Genomic DNA, 17,336 nt, shown 5'->3' with positions numbered 1-17,336 from the left:
GCTCGGAGGAAGCTGTGACGACGCCATACCCGCCTCCCCCACCGCCACCGGCCCAGGGACGCGACCGAACCACCCTCTGGGGCGTGCTGGGCATCGTGCTGGGGCTGATCTGCTGCGGGATCCTCGGCATCATCTTCGGCTACCTGTCCATCCGCGACGCCCGCCGGTACGGGCAGTCGCCGCTGCTCGGTTACCTCGCCATCGCGTTCGGCGTGATCAACATCATCGGCGGTGCGATCCTGCGCGCGACCGGCAACTATCCGTTCTGGAACAACGACTGACCAGCCGGGAGCGCGCGTACGCCGAAGGGGGCCGACCGTCACCGGTCGACCCCCTTCGTGTTGCCTCAGCTGCCGGACATGATCTCCCGCATCAGCTTCGCCGTCTCGGTCGGCGTCTTGCCGACCTTGACGCCGACGGCCTCCAGCGCCGCCTGCTTCGCCTCGGCGGTGCCAGCCGAGCCGGAGATGATCGCGCCGGCGTGACCCATGGTCTTGCCGGGAGGAGCGGTGAAGCCGGCGATGTAGCCGACCACCGGCTTGGTGACGTTGGCCTTGATGAACTCGGCGGCCCGCTCCTCGGCGTCGCCACCGATCTCACCGATCATGACGATGGCGTCGGTCTCCGGGTCGGCCTCGAACGCCGCGAGGGCGTCGATGTGGGTGGTCCCGATGATCGGGTCACCGCCGATGCCGACGCAGGTGGAGAAGCCGATGTCGCGCAGCTCGTACATCATCTGGTAGGTCAGCGTGCCGCTCTTGCTGACCAGGCCGATCCGGCCGGAGCCGGTGATGTCGGCCGGGATGATGCCGGCGTTGGACGCGCCCGGCGAGGCGATGCCCGGGCAGTTCGGCCCGATGATCCGGGTCCGCTCGCCCTGCGCCACGTTGTACGCCCAGAACGAGGCGGTGTCGTGCACCGGCACGCCCTCGGTGATCACCACGGCCAGCGGGATCGCGGCGTCGATCGCCTCAACCACGGCGGCCTTGGTGAACTGCGGCGGCACGAAGATGACCGTGACATCGGCCCCGGTCTCGGCCATCGCGTCCGCGACGGACGCGAAGACCGGCAGCTCGGTGCCGTCGAAGTCGACAGTCTGGCCCGCCTTGCGCGGGTTGACGCCACCGACGACGTTGGTGCCGGCGGCCAGCATCCGCCGGGTGTGCTTGGAACCCTCGGAACCGGTCATCCCCTGGACGATGACCTTCGAGTCCTTGGTCAGCCAGATAGCCATGATCAGACCCCCGCAGCTGCCAGCTCGGCGGCCCGCTCGGCCGCACCGTCCATGGTGTCCACCCGCTGCACGAGCGGGTTGTTCGCGCTGTCCAGGATCGCCCGGCCAGCCTCGGCGTTGTTGCCGTCGAGCCGGACGACGAGCGGCTTGGTGACCTGCTCGCCGCGCTGCTCCAGCAGGGCCAGCGCCTGGATGATGCCGTTGGCGACCTCGTCGCAGGCGGTGATGCCGCCGAAGACGTTGACGAAGACGCTCTTCACGGCCGGGTCGGAGAGCACGATCTCCAGCCCGTTCGCCATCACCGCGGCGCTCGCGCCGCCGCCGATGTCGAGGAAGTTGGCCGGCTTGACGTTGCCGTGCCGCTCACCGGCGTACGCGACCACGTCGAGGGTCGACATGACCAGACCCGCGCCGTTGCCGATGATGCCGACCTCGCCGTCGAGCTTGACGTAGTTGAGGTCCTTGGCCTTGGCGGCCTGCTCCAGCGGGTCCACCGCGGCCTGGTCGACCAGGGCCTCGTGGTCCGGGTGCCGGAACGCCGCGTTCTCGTCCAGGCTGATCTTGGCGTCGAGCAGCAGCATCCGCCCGTCGCCGTTCTTGGCGAGGGGGTTGACCTCGACCAGGGTGGCGTCCTCGGCGACGAACGCCTGCCACAGGCCCACGGCGATCTCAACCACCTGGTCGGCGACCTCGGTCGGGAAGCCGGCGGCGGTCACGATCTCGCGCGCCTTGGCCTCGTCCACGCCCTTCACGGCGTCGATCGGGGCCTTCACGACCTTGTCGGGGGTCTCGGCGGCGACCTGCTCGATGTCCATGCCGCCGGCGACGCTGGCGATGCAGAGGAAGGTGCGGTTCGCCCGGTCGAGCAGGTACGAGAAGTAGTACTCCTCGGCCACGTCCGCGGTCACGGTGATCATGACCTTGTGGACGGTGTGACCCTTGATGTCCATGCCGAGGATGTCCGTGGCCCGGGCCACCGCCTCATCCGGGCCCTCGGCCAGCTTGACGCCGCCGGCCTTACCTCGGCCGCCGACCTTTACCTGCGCCTTGACGACCACACGGCCGCCAAGGCGTTCGGCGATCGCGCGGGCCTCTTCCGGGGTAGTGGCGACGCCGCCGGCCAGCACGGGCAAGCCGTGCCGCTCGAACAGGTCCCGCCCCTGGTACTCGTACAGGTCCACGATTGCGCGTCCCGTCCCGTCTCCGCGGCGCGCCGTCGCGCCGCCACCAGCGTTCAGAAAACAGTTTGACGCCTGTCATCAGTTGAAACAGGCCATTGGCCGCAGCCTAGCGAGGTCGGCACCGCCGGCAACCGAGCGGGTGCACGGTGTGCGGTAATGCACAACCGGACATCAGGTGTGGGCGGTTTCCGGTCAGCACGCGGGTGGCATCCACCGTCCGAGCGATGTTGTCCGGGTTGCGTAACCCTGCCGTGGGGCCGTCGTTGAGTCAGATGTCGGAGCGCTGAACAGCGCAATGACGGGAGACGGCCGATGCCCTGTCGGTCGAGGGGTGGCGGCGGGGCATCGTGCATAGAGGGGCCGGACGTGTGAGGGGTGCGTCCGGCCCCTCCCCCGTGCCCGGATCCGGTCGCCGCAGCAGACCGGCGGGTCTTTCAGGAAACCGGCTGGGCCACGTTCTGTCGGACCCATTCGACAATCGCCTGAGTGGTGGCGCCCGGCGTGAAGATCTTCGCGACGCCCAGCTTCTCCAACTCGGGAATGTCGCCGTTCGGAATGATGCCGCCGCCGAACACGACGATGTCGCGGGCGTCCCGCTCGGCGAGCAGTTCCAGCACCCGCCGGAAGAGCGTCATGTGCGCGCCGGAGAGAACGGACAGGCCGACCGCGTCGGCGTCCTCCTGGATGGCGGTCTCCACGATCTGCTCGGGGGTCTGGTGCAGGCCGGTGTAGACGACCTCCATCCCGGCGTCCCGCAGGGCACGCGCGACGACCTTCGCGCCCCGGTCGTGGCCGTCCAGGCCGGGCTTGGCGACGACGACCCGAATACGAGAGCTCATCAGCGCACACCTTTCACCGGCTTGACCGCCTTCACCTTAACGAACGGTAACCCGCCGGGCCTGGCCCGGGAAATCCGGGCTCTGTCACCGGCCGTTACCCGGCGTGCCCACCGGGCAACCCGAAGAGGTCCGGCCGCGCACCGTGGTGGCTTCGCCGCCGCCACCCCGCTGGTAGGGCCGTCGACACCATCCCGGCGCGGTTCGGAGTCAAGTCGGACGAGTCCGCCGGAACGGTCACGCTCGGCGACGAACGGGCAGCGACAGGGGCACCGTTCGGCGTCGCGATGCATGACAATCATGGACGCAAACGGACAGATCGACACGCCAATTTTCGGCTCTGGCTTGTGACTCGCCTGACGGTTGGCTAACGTGTCCACGGTTGTCATCAGGTCCATGGACGGGTGACGACGCGGTCAGCGGACGTTTTACTGGAGCTTCAGTGGACGCCCACCGGTCGCTTCGGAACCCCGACAACGGAGGGTGTGCGTGCGCCAGCGCCTGTCGTCTGAGCCCGATCGATATCGCGGTCGCCGCCGCGTACCCACCCCACCCCGCAGCCGTTACGCCGCTGTCGTCACCACCGCGTTCGTCGGTGCCGGCATCGTGGCCCTCGGCGCGAGCGCCCTGCCGGACGCCAAGGACGTCAGCCCGACGGTTCTCGACGAGCTCAAGCAGGCGTCGGTCACCAGTCAGGACGTCGAGGCCCGCTCGGAGAACGCCGAGCGCCCCTCCCGGGACAGCCGCAGCAAGGACAGCGCCGAGCCCGAGGTCTGGCTGCTGCCGCTGCAGGGCTACGACTTCAACTCCCCGTACGGGATGCGCTGGGGCAAGCTGCACACCGGCGTGGACCTGGTCGCCGGCGAGGGCACGCCCTATGTGGCGATCCACGACGGGCTGGTCACCAAGGCCGGCTGGTTCGGCGGGTACGGCAACGCGGTGATCGTCCAGCACGCCGACGGCAGCGAGGCCATTTACGGCCACTCCTCCGCGGTGAGCGTCAAGGAAGGCCAGCAGATCAAGGCGGGCGACCAGCTCGGCCTCGTCGGCCAGACCGGGCACGCGTACGGCACGCACCTGCACCTGGAGATCCATGTCAAGGGGCAGCCGATCGACCCGGTGCCGTTCCTCCAGGAGCGCGGAGTGGACATCAAGATGCAAATCGAGGCTTTCTACACCGAGGAAGCCGCCTCCTGACGGTGAGCAATGATCGTTGACCGCCCGGATCTGTCGATCCGGGCGGTTTTGCGTGAGGCGCCCCCGCCCGATGTATTCCGGGTCACAGCGGCGATTGTGATCGACGACACGGCGCAACATGATCACTTTTCCGGAAGTAGTGCCCTACAGGGGGTCATATCCGGACAGCCGACCGCCCGCTCAGGCTCCGGCCGTTCGGTCCCCGCGCCTGCGTCAACTCGGCCCGACACCAGTATTTCGAGGTCAAGTGCCCCTCGACTGTGAAGGTCCGCCGTGCAGGAAGACAGCCCCGTCCAGAACGAGAACACCCCCGACACCAGCCAGACCACGCAGCCGCAGCGCACCGGCCGGCGAAACCGCCTCATCGTGCTCGGCGCCGCCGCCCTAGTAGCCCTCGGCCTCGGTGGTGTCGCCGTCGCCACCAGCGGCAACGACCGCCCGGCACCCGCCGCCGTGTCCCTCGACGCCCAGTCCCGGGCCGAGGCCGCGAGCCGGGCCGACCGCTCGGAGCGCGAGTCGAGCACACCGGTCACCCCCTCACTCAGCCCAACGCCGAGCCCCTCCGCGGTCAGCGCCAGCCCGACCCCCACCAGGACGGCCGTCGCGAAGGTCAAGCCGAAGCCGAAGAAGACCACCAAGCCCACGCCCGCCTGGGTCGACCCGATGCCGGGCGCAGCCGTCACCTCCTGCTACGGGCAGCGCTGGGGCACCCTGCACGCCGGCATCGACCTGGCGCTGCCCTCCGGTACGCCCATCCGCGCCGCAGCCGCCGGCACCGTGACTCAGGCCGGTGACGCCTCCGACGGCTACGGGAACTCCGTCTTCATCGACCACGGCAACGGCTACCTGACGCACTACGCCCACCAGAGCCGGATCGCGGTCACCGTCGGGCAGAAGGTCAAGGCCGGCCAGGTGATCGGCTACGAGGGCGCGACCGGTGACGCCACCGGCCCACACCTGCACTTCGAGGTGCACCAGGGCATGTGGAACCAGATCGACCCCGCCCCGTTCATGCGGGCGCACGGCGTGGACCTGGGCTGCTGAGACAGCGGCCCACGAGCACCAGCACGGAGAGAGTGGCCTCAGCGGTACCCGAGGCCACTCTCTCCGTGACTTGACGCGATCTTGGGCGCGCGACGCCAACGCGGCGGGGTCAGAGCTTGTCGACCGGGGCGTGCCGGAGCACCAGCCACATGGTCTGGTCGCCGAAGTCGATCTGCGCGCGGGCGCCCGGGCCGTGGCCCTCGACGGCGAGCACCCGCCCCAACCCGTACCGCTGGTGGTTGACCCGGTCTCCGGCGGACACCTTCGGCCCTTGCGGCAGCTCGCTGGCCGTGGTCAGCCGGCTGGCGTCCACGCCGAGCCGCTGGGCCAGCTGCGCTGCCTTCGGCGTACCCCCGGTGAAGCTGCCACGCCCGCCGGGCGCGCGGTCCGCACGGCCGCCGACGCCGCCGCCCCCACCGGCCCACGAGGTGTACGACCCCTCGGTGCGCTCCCAGTGCACCAACTCGGTCGGCAGTTCCTCCAGGAAGCGCGACGGCGGGTTGTAGGACGGCTGCCCCCAGGCCGAGCGGGTCACCGCCCGGGAGAGGTAGAGCCGCTGTCGGGCGCGGGTGATGCCGACGTACGCCAGCCGGCGTTCCTCCTCCAACTCGCGGGTGTCGCCGAGCGAGCGCAGGTGCGGGAAGACGCCGTCCTCCAGCCCGGTCAGAAAGACCACCGGGAACTCCAGCCCCTTGGCGGTGTGCAACGTCATGAGGGTGACCACGCCCTGGTGGTCGGGGTCGTCGGAGGGGATCTGGTCGGCGTCGGCGACCAGCGCCACCTGCTCCAGGAAGCCGGCCAGGGTGGCCCGCTCCCCCTCCTCGCCCAGCGCCTCGATCCGCTCGGTGTACTCACGGGCGACACTGACCAGTTCCTGGAGGTTGTCCACCCGGCCGGCGTCCTGCGGGTCGAGGCTCTCCTCCAGCTCGGTGAGGTAGCCGGAGCGGGTCAGCAGCGCCTCCAGCACCTCCTCCGGAGTGCCGGTCTCGGCCAGCTCACGGGCGCCGTCCAGCAGCGCCACGAAGTCGGCGATGCCGTTGGCCGCCCGACTGGAGATGCCCGGCGCCTCGCGGGCCCGGCGCAGCGCCGCACCGAACGAGATCCGGTCGCGGCTGGAGAGCGCCTCGACACACGCCTCGGCACGGTCGCCGATCCCCCGGCGCGGGGTGTTCAGCACTCGCCGCAGGCTCACCGTGTCGTCGTCGTTGACCACCGAACGCAGGTACGCCAGGGCGTCGCGGACCTCCTTGCGCTCGTAGAAGCGCACCCCGCCGACCACCTTGTAGGGCAGGCCGACCCGGATGAACACCTCCTCGAAGACGCGGGACTGGGCGTTGGTGCGGTAGAAGACCGCGACGTCGCCGGGGCGGGTCTCGTCGGCGTCGACCAGCCGGTCGATCTCCCGGGCCACCCAGTCGGCCTCGGCGTGCTCGGTGTCGGCCACGTAGCCGACGATCTGCTCGCCGGCACCGGCCTCGCTCCACAGCCGCTTGGGTTTGCGGGACGTGTTGCGGTCGATCACCGCGTTGGCCGCGTTGAGAATGGTCTGGGTGGAGCGGTAGTTCTGCTCCAGCAGGATCGTCCGGGCGTCGGTGAAGTCCCGTTCGAACTCCAGGATGTTGCGGATCGTCGCACCCCGGAACGCGTAGATCGACTGGTCGGCGTCGCCGACGACGCACAGCTCGGCGGGCTCCAGCCCGTCGGTGCCGGAGACCAGCTCCTTGATCAGGACGTACTGGGCGTGGTTGGTGTCCTGGTACTCGTCCACCAGCACGTGCCGGAACCGTCGGCGGTAGCTCTCCGCGACGTGCGGGTGGGACTGGAGCAGGTGCACCGTGGTCATGATCAAGTCGTCGAAGTCCAGGGCGTGCGCCTCACGCAACCGACGCTGGTAGAGCGTGTACGCCTCGGCCAGCGCCCGCTCGTTGGGCCCGGTGGCCCGCGCCGCGAACTGCTCCGGGTCGACCAGCTCGTTCTTGAGGTTGGAGACCTGGGCGGCCAACCCACGAGCCGGGTAGCGCTTCGGGTCGAGATCCAGCTCGCGGGTCACCAACTGCATCAGCCGGCGGGAGTCGTCCGCGTCGTAGATCGAGAACGTCGACTTGAGGCCGGCGTGCTCGTGCTCGGCGCGCAGGATCCGTACGCAGGCGGAGTGGAACGTCGACACCCACATCAGCCGGGCCCGGGGGCCCACCAGCGCGGCGACGCGTTCCTTCATCTCACCGGCGGCCTTGTTGGTGAAGGTGATCGCGATGATCTCACCGGGGTGCACGTCGCGAGCGGCGAGTAGATAGGCGATCCGGTGCGCGAGCACCCTGGTCTTGCCGGACCCGGCGCCGGCCACGATCAGCAGCGGCGAGCCGGCATGGCTGACGGCGTCGCGCTGCGGCCCGTTCAGCCCGGCGAGCAGCTGCTGCGGATCGAGACGCACGGGGGCCGCCCCGGGTCGGTGCGGGCGTGCCGGCGCGGACTCCGGCGCAGGCGGGGACGCGGGGATGTCGAAGAGAGGATGCATCGCCCGACAAGTCTATGCCGCCGGTCGGACACTGCGCCTCTGGCGCTCAGCAGCTCGGCCCGACGGCGCGCACCACCACCCGGTACGCCCACCGCCGAGAAAGATGCCGTCGGCGACGCGGGTTGCTTGCGCACCCGGCAACGACGTGGGCATACTCGACGACGTGATCGCTGCGCGCTACTACTTTTACTATGGCACCGGGAGTCCGGCTGCCGTAGGTCGCGCCTGATCGATTCAGACCTGCTAAAGCCCCGGGCTCCTGGAGTCCGGGGCTTTTTCCGTCCCAGGTTCCGGGCACCGGGCACCACACTGCGAGAGGTACCCGATGATGACAGGCGTGATGGAGCAGAGCGGCGGTCCGATCCGGCCGGGGCAGTCCGCGGCACAGGAGGCCGAGCCGGCGGTGGCCACCCCACCGGCGGGAGTGGAGGCCGAGCCGGCCGAGCAGCAGACCGGCACCGAGGAGCCGTCCGCCTCGGCGCGGATCGTGCAGATCAGGGAACGGATCGACGAGATCGACCACGCGTTGATCACGCTCTGGCAGGAGCGGGCCGCGTTGTCCCAGGAGGTCGGGGCGACCCGGATGGCGTCCGGTGGGACCCGCCTGGTGCTCTCCCGGGAACGGGAGATCCTGGAGCGGTTCCGGGTCGCGCTCGGTGCCGACGGCACCCAGCTGGCCCTGCTACTGCTCCGCGCGGGCCGCGGCCCGCTGTGAGCCACCCCGACCGGCGGTTCGGTCACCCGGCCCGCTGACGCGGCGTGCGCCGCTGTGCGGCACCGGGCAGATCAGGTCCCGGACAGACGAAAACCGCCTGCCGTCGTCGTGGTGACGGCGGCAGGCGGTTTCGGTGACTCACACCTCGTGGGTGGCGACGATCTCGCGCTTCTCCGCGAAGTGGCAGGCGCTCGGGTGGTCCGAGCCCTGCCGGATCTCCAGCAGCGGGACCTGCTCGGCGCAGACGTCCTGCGCCTTCCAGCAGCGGGTCCGGAACCGGCAGCCCGAGGGCGGGCTGATCGGCGACGGCACGTCACCCGTGAGCCGGATGATCGCCTTGTTGTGCCGCTGCATCGGGTCCGGCACCGGCACCGCGGAGAGCAGAGCCTGCGTGTACGGGTGGGTCGGCCGCTCGTAGATCTCGTCCTCGGTGCCGATCTCCACGATCTTGCCGAGGTACATCACCGCGACCCGGTCGGAGAGGTGACGGACCACGGACAGGTCGTGCGCGATGAAGACGTACGAGAGCCCGAACTCGCCCTGCAACTGCTCCAGCAGGTTCATGACCTGGGCCTGGATGGAGACGTCCAATGCCGACACCGGCTCGTCACAGACGATGATCTCGGGTCGCAGCGCGAGCGCACGGGCGATGCCGATGCGCTGACGCTGGCCGCCGGAGAACTGGTGCGGGTACCGGTTGATGTGCTCCGGGTTGAGCCCGACCAGGTCGAGCAGCTCCCGGACCTTGGCCCGGCGGCTGCCCTTCGGCGCCACCTCCGGGTGGATCTCGAACGGCTCGCCGAGCAGGTCACCCACGGTCATCCGTGGGTTCAGCGAGGTGTACGGGTCCTGCATGACCAGCTGAATCTGCCGGCGCAGGCGTCGCAGCGCCCCACCGGAGAGCTTGGAGATGTCCTGGCCCTTGTACTCCACGCTGCCGGCGGTCGGCTTCTCCAGGTTCATCAGCACCCGGGCGAGGGTCGACTTGCCGCAGCCGGACTCGCCGACCACGCCGAGCGTCTCACCGGCGCGCAGACCGAACGAGACCCCGTCGACCGCCTTGACCTGACCGACGGTCTTCTTGAACACCACACCCTGCGTCACGGGGTAGTGCTTGACCAGGTCACGGACCTCGAGGATGTTCTCAGACACGGTTCACCAGCTCCTCGGCGAAGTGGCAGGCGCTGGCCCGGGCAGTGCCCACCTGCAGCAGCGGCGGGACCTTCTCCCGACACACCGGCTGAGCCATGGGGCAGCGCGGGTTGAACGGGCAGCCCGGCGGGATGTTCATCAGGTTCGGCGGGAGGCCCTTGATCGTCCGGAGCTGCTGCCCCTTCTCGTCCATCCGCGGGATCGAGTCGATCAGACCCATCGTGTACGGGTGCGCCGGCTTGGCGTACAGGTCGTACACGTTCGCTTCCTCGACGATCCGGCCCGCGTACATGACCGCGATCCGGTCCGCGACGTCGGCGACCACGCCGAGGTCGTGGGTGATCAGGATCATGCCCATCTGCCGCTCACGCTGAAGCTCGGCCAGCAGGTCCATGATCTGGGCCTGCACGGTCACGTCGAGGGCGGTGGTCGGCTCGTCCGCGATCAGCACCTCCGGGTCGAGCGCCAGCGACATCGCGATCATCGCGCGCTGCCGCATACCGCCGGAGAACTGGTGCGGGTAGTTGTTGAACCGACCCTTGGCGTTCGGGATCTTGACCTGGTCGAGCATGTCGATCGCGCGCTTCTTGGCCTCCGCGCGACCCATGCCCCGCCGGACCCGGAACTGCTCGGCGATCTGGAACCCGACGGTGAAGACGGGGTTCAGCGCGGAGAGCGCGTCCTGGAAGATCATCGCGATGCCCTCGCCGCGGATGCGGCGGCGCTCCTCCTCGGACATGCCGAGCATGTCCTTGCCGTGGAAGCGGACCTGCCCACCGGTCACGAAGCCCGGCGGCGTGTCGAGGATGCCCATGATGGTCTGCGCCGTGACGCTCTTACCGGAGCCGGACTCGCCGAGCACGGCGAGGGTCTCCCCCGCGTCGACGTGGTACGTGACCCCGTTGATGACCTTTGCGACGCCGTCCCGGGTGCGGAACTCCACCCGCAGGTCGTCGACCTCGAGCAGCCGGCCGGAGGGACGCCCGGACCCGCCGGATCCCGGCGCTGACTGCTCGGACACGAGAATGTCGGACACTGGATATCCCCTAGCGGAGTTTCGGATCGAGGGCCTCGCGGACCGACTCACCGAGCATCACGAAGCTCAGCACTGCGGTGACGAGGAACGCGGCGGGGAAGAACACTAGCCCCGGCGCGACCCGGACGAACTGCTGCCCATCACTGATCATGATGCCCCAGGACACCACCGGCGACTTCAGACCGACGCCCAGGAACGACAGCGTGGCCTCGGCGCCGATGAACGAGCCGACCATGATCGTGCCGTAGACCAGCAGCGGGGCCAGACAGTTCGGCAGCAGGTGCTTGAGGATGATCCGGCCGGTGCCGGCACCCAGCGCGCGGGCCGCCACGATGTAGTCGGCTTCCTTGGTGGCCAGCACCGAGGAGCGCATCAGCCGCATCACGACCGGCCAGCTCAGCACGATCAGCGACGCGATCACCAGGCCCATGATCTGGGCCTTGCTGTTACCGGAGCCCGACCCGTTGAAGGTGGTCAGGATGACGATCGCGCCGAGCACGAACGGCAGACCGAAGAACACGTCGGCGATCCGGCTGAGCAGCGCGTCCACCCAGCCACCGCGGTAGCCGGAGATGATGCCCATGGTTCCGCCGATGAGCAGGGTGCCCATCACGGAGAGCACGGCGACCACGATGGAGGCCCGTGCGCCGTAGATGACCCGGGCGTAGACGTCGCGGCCCTGCACGTCGTAGCCGAACCAGCCATTGGCGGACGGCTTGTCGAGGCTGCGGGACAGCGAACCGTTGACAGCGTCGCCCGGGGCGAAGAGCGCCGGGAAAGCCGCCATCAGCAGGAAGATCACGATCAGCGTGGCCGAGAGCCAGAACAGCGGCTTGCGCCGCAGGTCCCGCCAGGCGTCACCGAGCAGGCCGCGCGGCTTGTCGTTGCTCTGCGGCTGGCCCGCGGTGGCGGGGGCGGCGGAGTCGGTCGGATTTGCGCCAGGGGTGCTGACGATCGATGCGGTACTCGGGTCACTCATAACGGATCCTCGGGTCCAGGGCGGCGTAGAGCAGGTCAACCAGCAGGTTCATCACGAGATAGACCAGCACCAGGACGACCACGATTCCTACCACCGTGGCGCTTTCCTTGGTGATGATCGCCCGGAACACCTGGCGGCCGATTCCGTTGATGCCGAAGATTCCCTCGGTGACGATCGCGCCACCCATCAGGGCACCGAGGTCGGTGCCGAGCAGGGTCACCACTGGGATGAGCGAGTTGCGCAGCAGGTGCACACCCACCACGCGGCGCATCGGCAGGCCCTTGGCGATGGCGGTACGCACGTAGTCCGCGCGACGGTTCTCCGCGATGCTCGTTCTTGCGACCCGGGCGATGTACGCCACTGATGCGCTACCGAGCACGAAGCCCGGCACGATCAGCTCGGACCACCGCATCTCGGAGGAGACGGTCGGCTTGATGATGCCCCACTGCACGCCCAGCAGCCACTGGAGCACGAAACCGACCACGAAGACCGGCAGCGCGATCAGGAACAGGGTGGAGACCAGGACCAGGTTGTCCAGGAAGCCGTTACGCCGCAGGCCGCTCAGCACGCCGGCGCTGAGGCCGATGATCGCCTCGATGGCGAGCGCCACGAGGGCCAGCTTCAGCGTGTTCGGATACGAGGTCAGGATGATGTCGCTGATCTCGCGTTGCTGGAACGTCTGACCGAAGTCGCCCTGGAGCAGGTTCTTCATGTAGTTGCCGTACTGCACGAAGACGTTCTGGTCGAGGTGGTACTTCTCGGTCATGAAGGCGATGTACTGGTCCGGGCAGCGACGCTCACCGCACTTGCCGGCGAACGGATCGCCCGGGACGGCCCAGACGAGCCAGTAGATCAGGAACGTCGTACCGATGAAGACCGGCACGAGTTGGAGCAGCCGTCTCAACAGATAACGGCCCATGGGGTGGTCCTCCAGACAGGGGGCGCGTCGGACGGCCGACACGGTGGTGACAACGTGGCGAGTGGAGTGTTGTAACACCCACTCGCGGAACGGCCCCGGGTCGGGCTCACCGGATGTGGCGAGCCCGACCCGGGGTCAGACCGTTCGGATCAGAGCTCGACCGAGGTGATGTCGATCTCGCCGACGTTGTTCAGCTCGAGCTTCTTGATCTTCTCCGAGTGGCCGGACTGCTGGCCGTAGAAGTAGACGGGGATGCTCGGGACGTCCTGGTCGACCTTCTCGACGGCCTTGGCGAACGCCTCGTGCGAGGCCTCCAGGCTCGGCGCGGCGCTGGCCTGCTTGGCCAGCGTGTCGACCTCGGGGTTGCTGTACAGACCGTCGTTGGAGGAACCGTTCGTGACGAACAGCGGGTTGACCCAGTTCTCCACGTCCGGGTAGTCCTGCTGCCAGGCAGCGCGGTACGGGCCGGTCATCTTGTAGGCGTTGACGTTCTGACGGAACACCGCGAAGGTCGGCACACCCTCGGCCCGGGCGTTGATGTTGAGGTTGGTCTTGACCTGCTGCGCGACGGCGTCCATCCAGTCCTTGTGGGCGGAGTCCGCGTTGTAGTAGAAGACCATCTCACCGCTGAAGCCACCGGCCTCGGCGAGCAGCGTCTTGGCCGTGGCCGGGTCGAACTTACAGGCGGTGCAGTTGCCCGGCTTGGCGCCCGGGGTCAGCGGGTTCGCCCAGCTGTCGGCCGGCTTGCGGGTACCGAAGAAGATCTTGTCCGAGATCTCCTGCCGGTTGATCGACAGCGACACGGCACGACGCAGCTTCGGGTTCTGGAAGCGCTTGTCGTAGATCGGGAACGCGATGAACGCGGTCGACGGCGTAACGGTCGAGCGGCCCCGGTCACCGAGGTCGGTCTTCCACTTGTCACCGGCGAGCGCCGAGGTGGGGACAACCTCCATGAAGTCGAGGTTGTTGGCCAGCAGGTCGGCGTAGGCGGCGTTGTCGTCCTGGTAGAGCTTGACGTCGACGTCCTTGACCTTCATCTTGTCGCGAAGGTTGTAGTCGTCGAAGCGCGTCAGCTTGATGAGGGCGTTGTCGTCCCACGACACGAACTTCACCGGGCCGTTGCCGATCGGGTTGCGCCCGAACTCCTCGGCCTTCTTGGTGAAGAACACGTCCGGCAGCGGCATGAAGGCGCTGTAGCCGAGCTTGGTCGGGAAGACCGCGGTCGGGGCGGCCAGGGTGACCTCGAAGGTCTGGTCGTCGATGACCTTCAGGCCGGACATCTTTTCGGCCGTCGGCGTCGGGGCCTTCTTCGGGCCATCCGCGCCGTCCGGGTCCGAGGTGTAGGTCTGGTCGAAGCCCGCGATGTCCGCGAAGAAGGTGCCGTTCTGCGCGCCGTTCGGCGAGTAGGCGGCCCAGTTCCAGGCGTCGACGAAGTTCTTCGCCTTGACCTCGGTACCGTCGTGGAACTTGGTACCGGCCTTGATCTTGATCGTGAAGACCTTGGAGTCCGTGGTGTTGATGGACTCCGCCAGCGCGTTACGCGGGGCCCCACCGTCGTTCGGGTACTCGACCAGGCCGGTCCACAACCAATCGACGATCTTGCCGCCGCCGGTCTCCGTGGTGTTCGACGGGACCAGCGGGTTCTCCGGCTGGACACCGTGAACAACGATCGAGCCATCCGCGCTGGCGGCAGTTTCGCCGTCGCCGCCGCTCGAGCAACCGCTCGCGACAAGCGCGGCAGCCGCGCTGAGCGCGATGGCGCTCGTCGCCCGCTTCGAGACTCTCATTCCGAGGGGCCTCCTCTTTCTAACCAGGTTCCGTCGTGGGTTTCACGCACGTTTGGGGGTGACACCGCCCGACCACCCCGGGGCGCGGGTCGCCGGGACCACAGGGAAGTTGGGGACACCCCTGATGTTCCGATCCGCCGGGCTCCCCCACCAACGAGGCACGACACGACGCAACCGACACAGCCACGGGCCGCCGTGATCGGCAGAATCGTGGTCGTGGGCGTACGGAGTGCCACACACCGATGGTGAGGTGCTGCCACTGTGACACCCACTGGCCTCTTCCGTGAAGGTGCCGTTATCAAGCCGTTAGTTGCCCGCCACGTTGCCGATACTTGAAAAATGATCATAAAAGGGTCGACCCCGGCGGCAATGAGCAGGAAATACGTTGCGCTACCCGAACACCGGCCTCGACCGGTGCGTGAGCACCCGGGGTCACCCCCCGACTCGGGGGGCGCCCGTCACCACTCACGTTTCGAGCCATCCGGATGAGGGGGCCCAGGGCTACCCGGACACGATCATCGGCTAGGTGTACGAGGGCGCACCGGACGAATCTCTGATCCTCGCCGCCGCCGGCCCACCGTCACACGAGCCGGCGGTCCGCCGCCCAACGGGAGAGCTCGTAACGGTTGGACATCTGCAACTTGCGCAGCACGTTCGACACGTGCGTCTCCACCGTCTTGATGGAGATGAACAGCTCCTTGGCGATCTCCTTGTACGCGTACCCCCGGGCCAGCAGCCGCAGCACCTCCCGCTCACGGTTGGTGAGCTGATCCAACTCGGGATCGGCCACCGGCGCGTCCGGTCGGGCCGCGAACGCGTCGAGCACGAACCCGGCCAGTCGTGGGCTGAACACCGCGTCCCCGTCGGCCACCCGACGGATCGCGGCGGCCAACTCGTCCGGGGAGATGGTCTTGGTGACGTACCCCCGGGCGCCGGCACGGATCAGCCCGATCACGTCCTCCGCCGCGTCGGAGACGCTCAACGCGAGGAACTTGACCTGCGGATGCGTACGCCGCATCGCCTCCAACACGGCGCGACCGCCGCCGTCGGGCATGTGCACGTCGAGCAACACCACGTCCGGGCCGACGGCGGCGATCCGGGTGACCGCCTCGGCCACCGTGCTCGCCTCGCCCACCACCTCCACGTGGGCGCCCAGCTCCGCGCGCACCCCCGCCCGGAACATGGCGTGATCGTCCACCAGGAACACCCGCAGCCGCTCGGGGCGGGCATCCGCCGGGTCGAGGTGCTCGGTCGACTGCTCGGCCATGGTCATCTGTTCCTCTCCGCTGCGGACGAGTCCCGGGAGATCGGCAGGATCAACCGGACCTCGGTCCCCTCCCCCGGGCCGGACCGGATTTCGGCCCGTCCGCCGTGCCGCTTCATCCGCCCGATGATCGAGCCGCGTACGCCGTGCCGGTGGTCCTCCACGGTATCCGGATCGAAGCCCTTCCCCCGGTCCCGAACGAAGACGCTGACCTGATCCGGCTCCACCTCGGCGTAGAGCGACACGGTCTGCACCCCGGCGTGCCGGGCCGCGTTCACCAGAGCCTCGCGTGCGGCCGCGACCAGCGCCCCGACCTTCTCGTCAGTCTCCCGGTCCCCCACCACCACCGTCTCCACGCTGATCGCGAAGGTGTCCTCGACCTCGGCCGCGGCCTGCTCCAGAGCGGCGGCGAAGCGCTCGCTCGGCGAGGCGGTCGGCTTGTAGAGCCAGTTACGCAGCGAACGCTCCTGCCCTCGGGCCAGCCGCTGCACCGTCTTGACGTCGCCGGCGTTGCGCTGGATCAGGGCCAACGTGTGCAGCACCTGGTCGTGCACCATGGCTGCCAACTCGGCCCGCTCCTGCTCGCGAATGCGCCCCTCGCGCTCCGAACGGAGCTGGCTGTACGTCCGCCACAGCACCGGCGCGGCGACCACACCGACACCCGCCAGCCCGACCAGCGCGAAGATCACGCCGTTGATCACCGCGTCGAAGTTCTGCGCTGGCGAGTAGACGGCCGCGACACCGATGATGCCGACCGCGACCAGCACGCCCCCGCCGATGAACCGGAGCACGAAGGCCCGCCGGTCGCTCTCCTCGACGACCGCACCGAGCCAGGGCACCGGCATCGCGTCGCCCCACTGCCGCCGCCGCTCGGGCGCGGACTGATGCCAGATGACCCCGGCGCCGACCGCGATGATGGCCACCAACCAACCGGCGGTGCCCGCAGCGCCCACCGAGTCGAAGACCATCACCTGGATCAGCAGGACACCGAGCCCTATCCCCACGAACGGCAGGAGTTGGGCGACATCCCGTCGTGGCGGCACCGCGGTGTCACCGGGACGCAGCGGCACCACCGCCCAGAAGGCCGCGTAGAGCAGCAGGCCGAGCCCGCTCAGCCCGAGCAGAACCATGAACGCGACGCGCACCCGCAGCACCGAGATGCCGAGGTGGTCGGCGATACCGGCGGCGACGCCGGCGGCCATCCGGTGCTCGGGGGCGCGGTAGAGCCGCGCGGGCGGGGTCACGGTGCTGCTGATCGGAGGCTCCCAGGTCACGGTGGCGGACAGGTCGAGGTCGGTGACTCGATCGTCACACGCTGCGGCGTCCACGACCACGGGGACGCCCCCGACATTCCGGCCGCCGGATCTCAGGGTGGGGTCAGGGTCGGGTCCTGAGGTCGTTCGGGTGCGCCGGGCAGCAGGATCGAAGCATGACCGAGGAAGCTGCCCCGCCACCCCGACCGGGGTCGGCACAGCCG

Annotated in this window: 15 protein-coding genes; 4 read left to right on the top strand and 11 right to left on the bottom strand. The window is 68.9% G+C overall.

The window, feature by feature from the left end:
• The first annotated feature begins 14 nt into the window (after window positions 1-14).
• The gene (locus tag DLJ59_RS31830; protein WP_030337830.1) at window positions 15-281 is read left to right on the top strand and encodes a hypothetical protein; all 267 of its coding nucleotides are present in this window, start codon (window positions 15-17) and stop codon (window positions 279-281) included.
• A 65-nt stretch (window positions 282-346) separates the two neighbouring features.
• Here the strand turns inward: DLJ59_RS31830 and sucD are convergent, their stop codons facing one another.
• The 3 genes from sucD to icmB all read right to left on the bottom strand — a co-directional run bounded on the left by sucD (window position 347) and on the right by icmB (window position 3,254).
• Window positions 347-1,234 (bottom strand): succinate--CoA ligase subunit alpha, encoded by an 888-nt coding sequence (gene sucD, locus DLJ59_RS31825; protein WP_030337831.1) that lies wholly within the window; start codon window positions 1,232-1,234, stop codon window positions 347-349.
• A gap of 2 nt (window positions 1,235-1,236) precedes the next feature.
• On the bottom strand, window positions 1,237-2,415 hold the full coding sequence (sucC, locus tag DLJ59_RS31820) for an ADP-forming succinate--CoA ligase subunit beta (RefSeq protein WP_124777605.1): 1,179 nt from the start codon (window positions 2,413-2,415) through the stop codon (window positions 1,237-1,239).
• A 434-nt stretch (window positions 2,416-2,849) separates the two neighbouring features.
• On the bottom strand, window positions 2,850-3,254 hold the full coding sequence (icmB, locus tag DLJ59_RS31815) for a coenzyme B12-dependent isobutyryl CoA mutase small subunit (protein WP_124777603.1): 405 nt from the start codon (window positions 3,252-3,254) through the stop codon (window positions 2,850-2,852).
• 486 nt (window positions 3,255-3,740) lie between these two features.
• Between icmB and DLJ59_RS31810 the strand changes: the two genes are divergently transcribed.
• Entirely contained in the window at window positions 3,741-4,448 is a 708-nt protein-coding gene (locus DLJ59_RS31810; protein WP_124777601.1) for a M23 family metallopeptidase, read from the top strand.
• 273 nt (window positions 4,449-4,721) lie between these two features.
• A complete protein-coding gene (locus DLJ59_RS31805) occupies window positions 4,722-5,492 on the top strand; it encodes a M23 family metallopeptidase (protein ID WP_124777599.1) in 771 nt (256 codons plus the stop codon).
• Window positions 5,493-5,601: 109 nt separating this feature from the next.
• Here DLJ59_RS31805 and pcrA read toward each other — a convergent pair whose 3' ends face one another.
• Window positions 5,602-8,007 (bottom strand): DNA helicase PcrA, encoded by a 2,406-nt coding sequence (gene pcrA / locus DLJ59_RS31800; RefSeq protein ID WP_124777597.1) that lies wholly within the window; start codon window positions 8,005-8,007, stop codon window positions 5,602-5,604.
• Between the two features lie 325 nt (window positions 8,008-8,332).
• Between pcrA and DLJ59_RS31795 the strand changes: the two genes are divergently transcribed.
• A complete protein-coding gene (locus DLJ59_RS31795) occupies window positions 8,333-8,722 on the top strand; it encodes a chorismate mutase (protein ID WP_208648904.1) in 390 nt (129 codons plus the stop codon).
• Window positions 8,723-8,860: 138 nt separating this feature from the next.
• Here DLJ59_RS31795 and DLJ59_RS31790 read toward each other — a convergent pair whose 3' ends face one another.
• The 7 genes from DLJ59_RS31790 to DLJ59_RS31760 all read right to left on the bottom strand — a co-directional run bounded on the left by DLJ59_RS31790 (window position 8,861) and on the right by DLJ59_RS31760 (window position 17,133).
• Window positions 8,861-9,874 carry an ABC transporter ATP-binding protein gene (locus DLJ59_RS31790; RefSeq protein ID WP_124777595.1) on the bottom strand — a complete coding sequence of 338 codons (1,014 nt, stop codon included), beginning with the start codon at window positions 9,872-9,874 and terminating at the stop codon, window positions 8,861-8,863.
• On the bottom strand, window positions 9,867-10,895 hold the full coding sequence (locus DLJ59_RS31785) for an ABC transporter ATP-binding protein (protein ID WP_124777609.1): 1,029 nt from the start codon (window positions 10,893-10,895) through the stop codon (window positions 9,867-9,869). The genes DLJ59_RS31790 and DLJ59_RS31785 overlap by 8 nt, the downstream gene beginning before the upstream one ends.
• Window positions 10,896-10,920: 25 nt before the next feature.
• Window positions 10,921-11,889 (bottom strand): ABC transporter permease, encoded by a 969-nt coding sequence (locus DLJ59_RS31780; RefSeq protein WP_124777593.1) that lies wholly within the window; start codon window positions 11,887-11,889, stop codon window positions 10,921-10,923.
• Window positions 11,882-12,808 carry an ABC transporter permease gene (locus tag DLJ59_RS31775; RefSeq protein ID WP_124777591.1) on the bottom strand — a complete coding sequence of 309 codons (927 nt, stop codon included), beginning with the start codon at window positions 12,806-12,808 and terminating at the stop codon, window positions 11,882-11,884. Before DLJ59_RS31775 ends, DLJ59_RS31780 begins: the two co-directional genes overlap by 8 nt.
• Before the next feature lie 149 nt (window positions 12,809-12,957).
• Complete coding sequence (locus tag DLJ59_RS31770; RefSeq protein ID WP_124777589.1) at window positions 12,958-14,595, bottom strand: peptide ABC transporter substrate-binding protein; 1,638 nt, start codon at window positions 14,593-14,595, stop codon at window positions 12,958-12,960.
• Window positions 14,596-15,175: 580 nt separating this feature from the next.
• Window positions 15,176-15,862 (bottom strand): response regulator, encoded by a 687-nt coding sequence (locus DLJ59_RS31765; RefSeq protein WP_030337843.1) that lies wholly within the window; start codon window positions 15,860-15,862, stop codon window positions 15,176-15,178.
• 2 nt (window positions 15,863-15,864) lie between these two features.
• The gene (locus tag DLJ59_RS31760) at window positions 15,865-17,133 is read right to left on the bottom strand and encodes an ATP-binding protein (RefSeq protein WP_124777607.1); all 1,269 of its coding nucleotides are present in this window, start codon (window positions 17,131-17,133) and stop codon (window positions 15,865-15,867) included.
• Between the last annotated feature and the right edge of the window lie 203 nt (window positions 17,134-17,336).

Source organism: Micromonospora inaquosa (assembly GCF_003857055.1).
Taxonomy (GTDB): Bacteria; Actinomycetota; Actinomycetes; order Mycobacteriales; family Micromonosporaceae; genus Micromonospora; species Micromonospora inaquosa.
The sequence above is the reverse complement of the archived record's forward strand: the minus strand, read 5'-3'. Positions and strand labels throughout refer to the sequence as shown.

Bases quoted from the DNA above. Each gene is read 5' to 3' on its own strand.
- icmB (WP_124777603.1), bottom strand. From the start codon at position 3,254: ATGAGCTCTCGTATTCGGGTCGTCGTCGCCAAGCCCGGCCTGGACGGC.
- DLJ59_RS31770 (WP_124777589.1), bottom strand. From the start codon at position 14,595: ATGAGAGTCTCGAAGCGGGCGACGAGCGCCATCGCGCTCAGCGCGGCT.
- sucD (WP_030337831.1), bottom strand. From the start codon at position 1,234: ATGGCTATCTGGCTGACCAAGGACTCGAAGGTCATCGTCCAGGGGATG.
- DLJ59_RS31765 (WP_030337843.1), bottom strand. From the start codon at position 15,862: ATGGCCGAGCAGTCGACCGAGCACCTCGACCCGGCGGATGCCCGCCCC.
- DLJ59_RS31795 (WP_208648904.1), top strand. From the start codon at position 8,333: ATGATGACAGGCGTGATGGAGCAGAGCGGCGGTCCGATCCGGCCGGGG.
- DLJ59_RS31780 (WP_124777593.1), bottom strand. From the start codon at position 11,889: ATGAGTGACCCGAGTACCGCATCGATCGTCAGCACCCCTGGCGCAAAT.
- pcrA (WP_124777597.1), bottom strand. From the start codon at position 8,007: ATGCATCCTCTCTTCGACATCCCCGCGTCCCCGCCTGCGCCGGAGTCC.
- DLJ59_RS31775 (WP_124777591.1), bottom strand. From the start codon at position 12,808: ATGGGCCGTTATCTGTTGAGACGGCTGCTCCAACTCGTGCCGGTCTTC.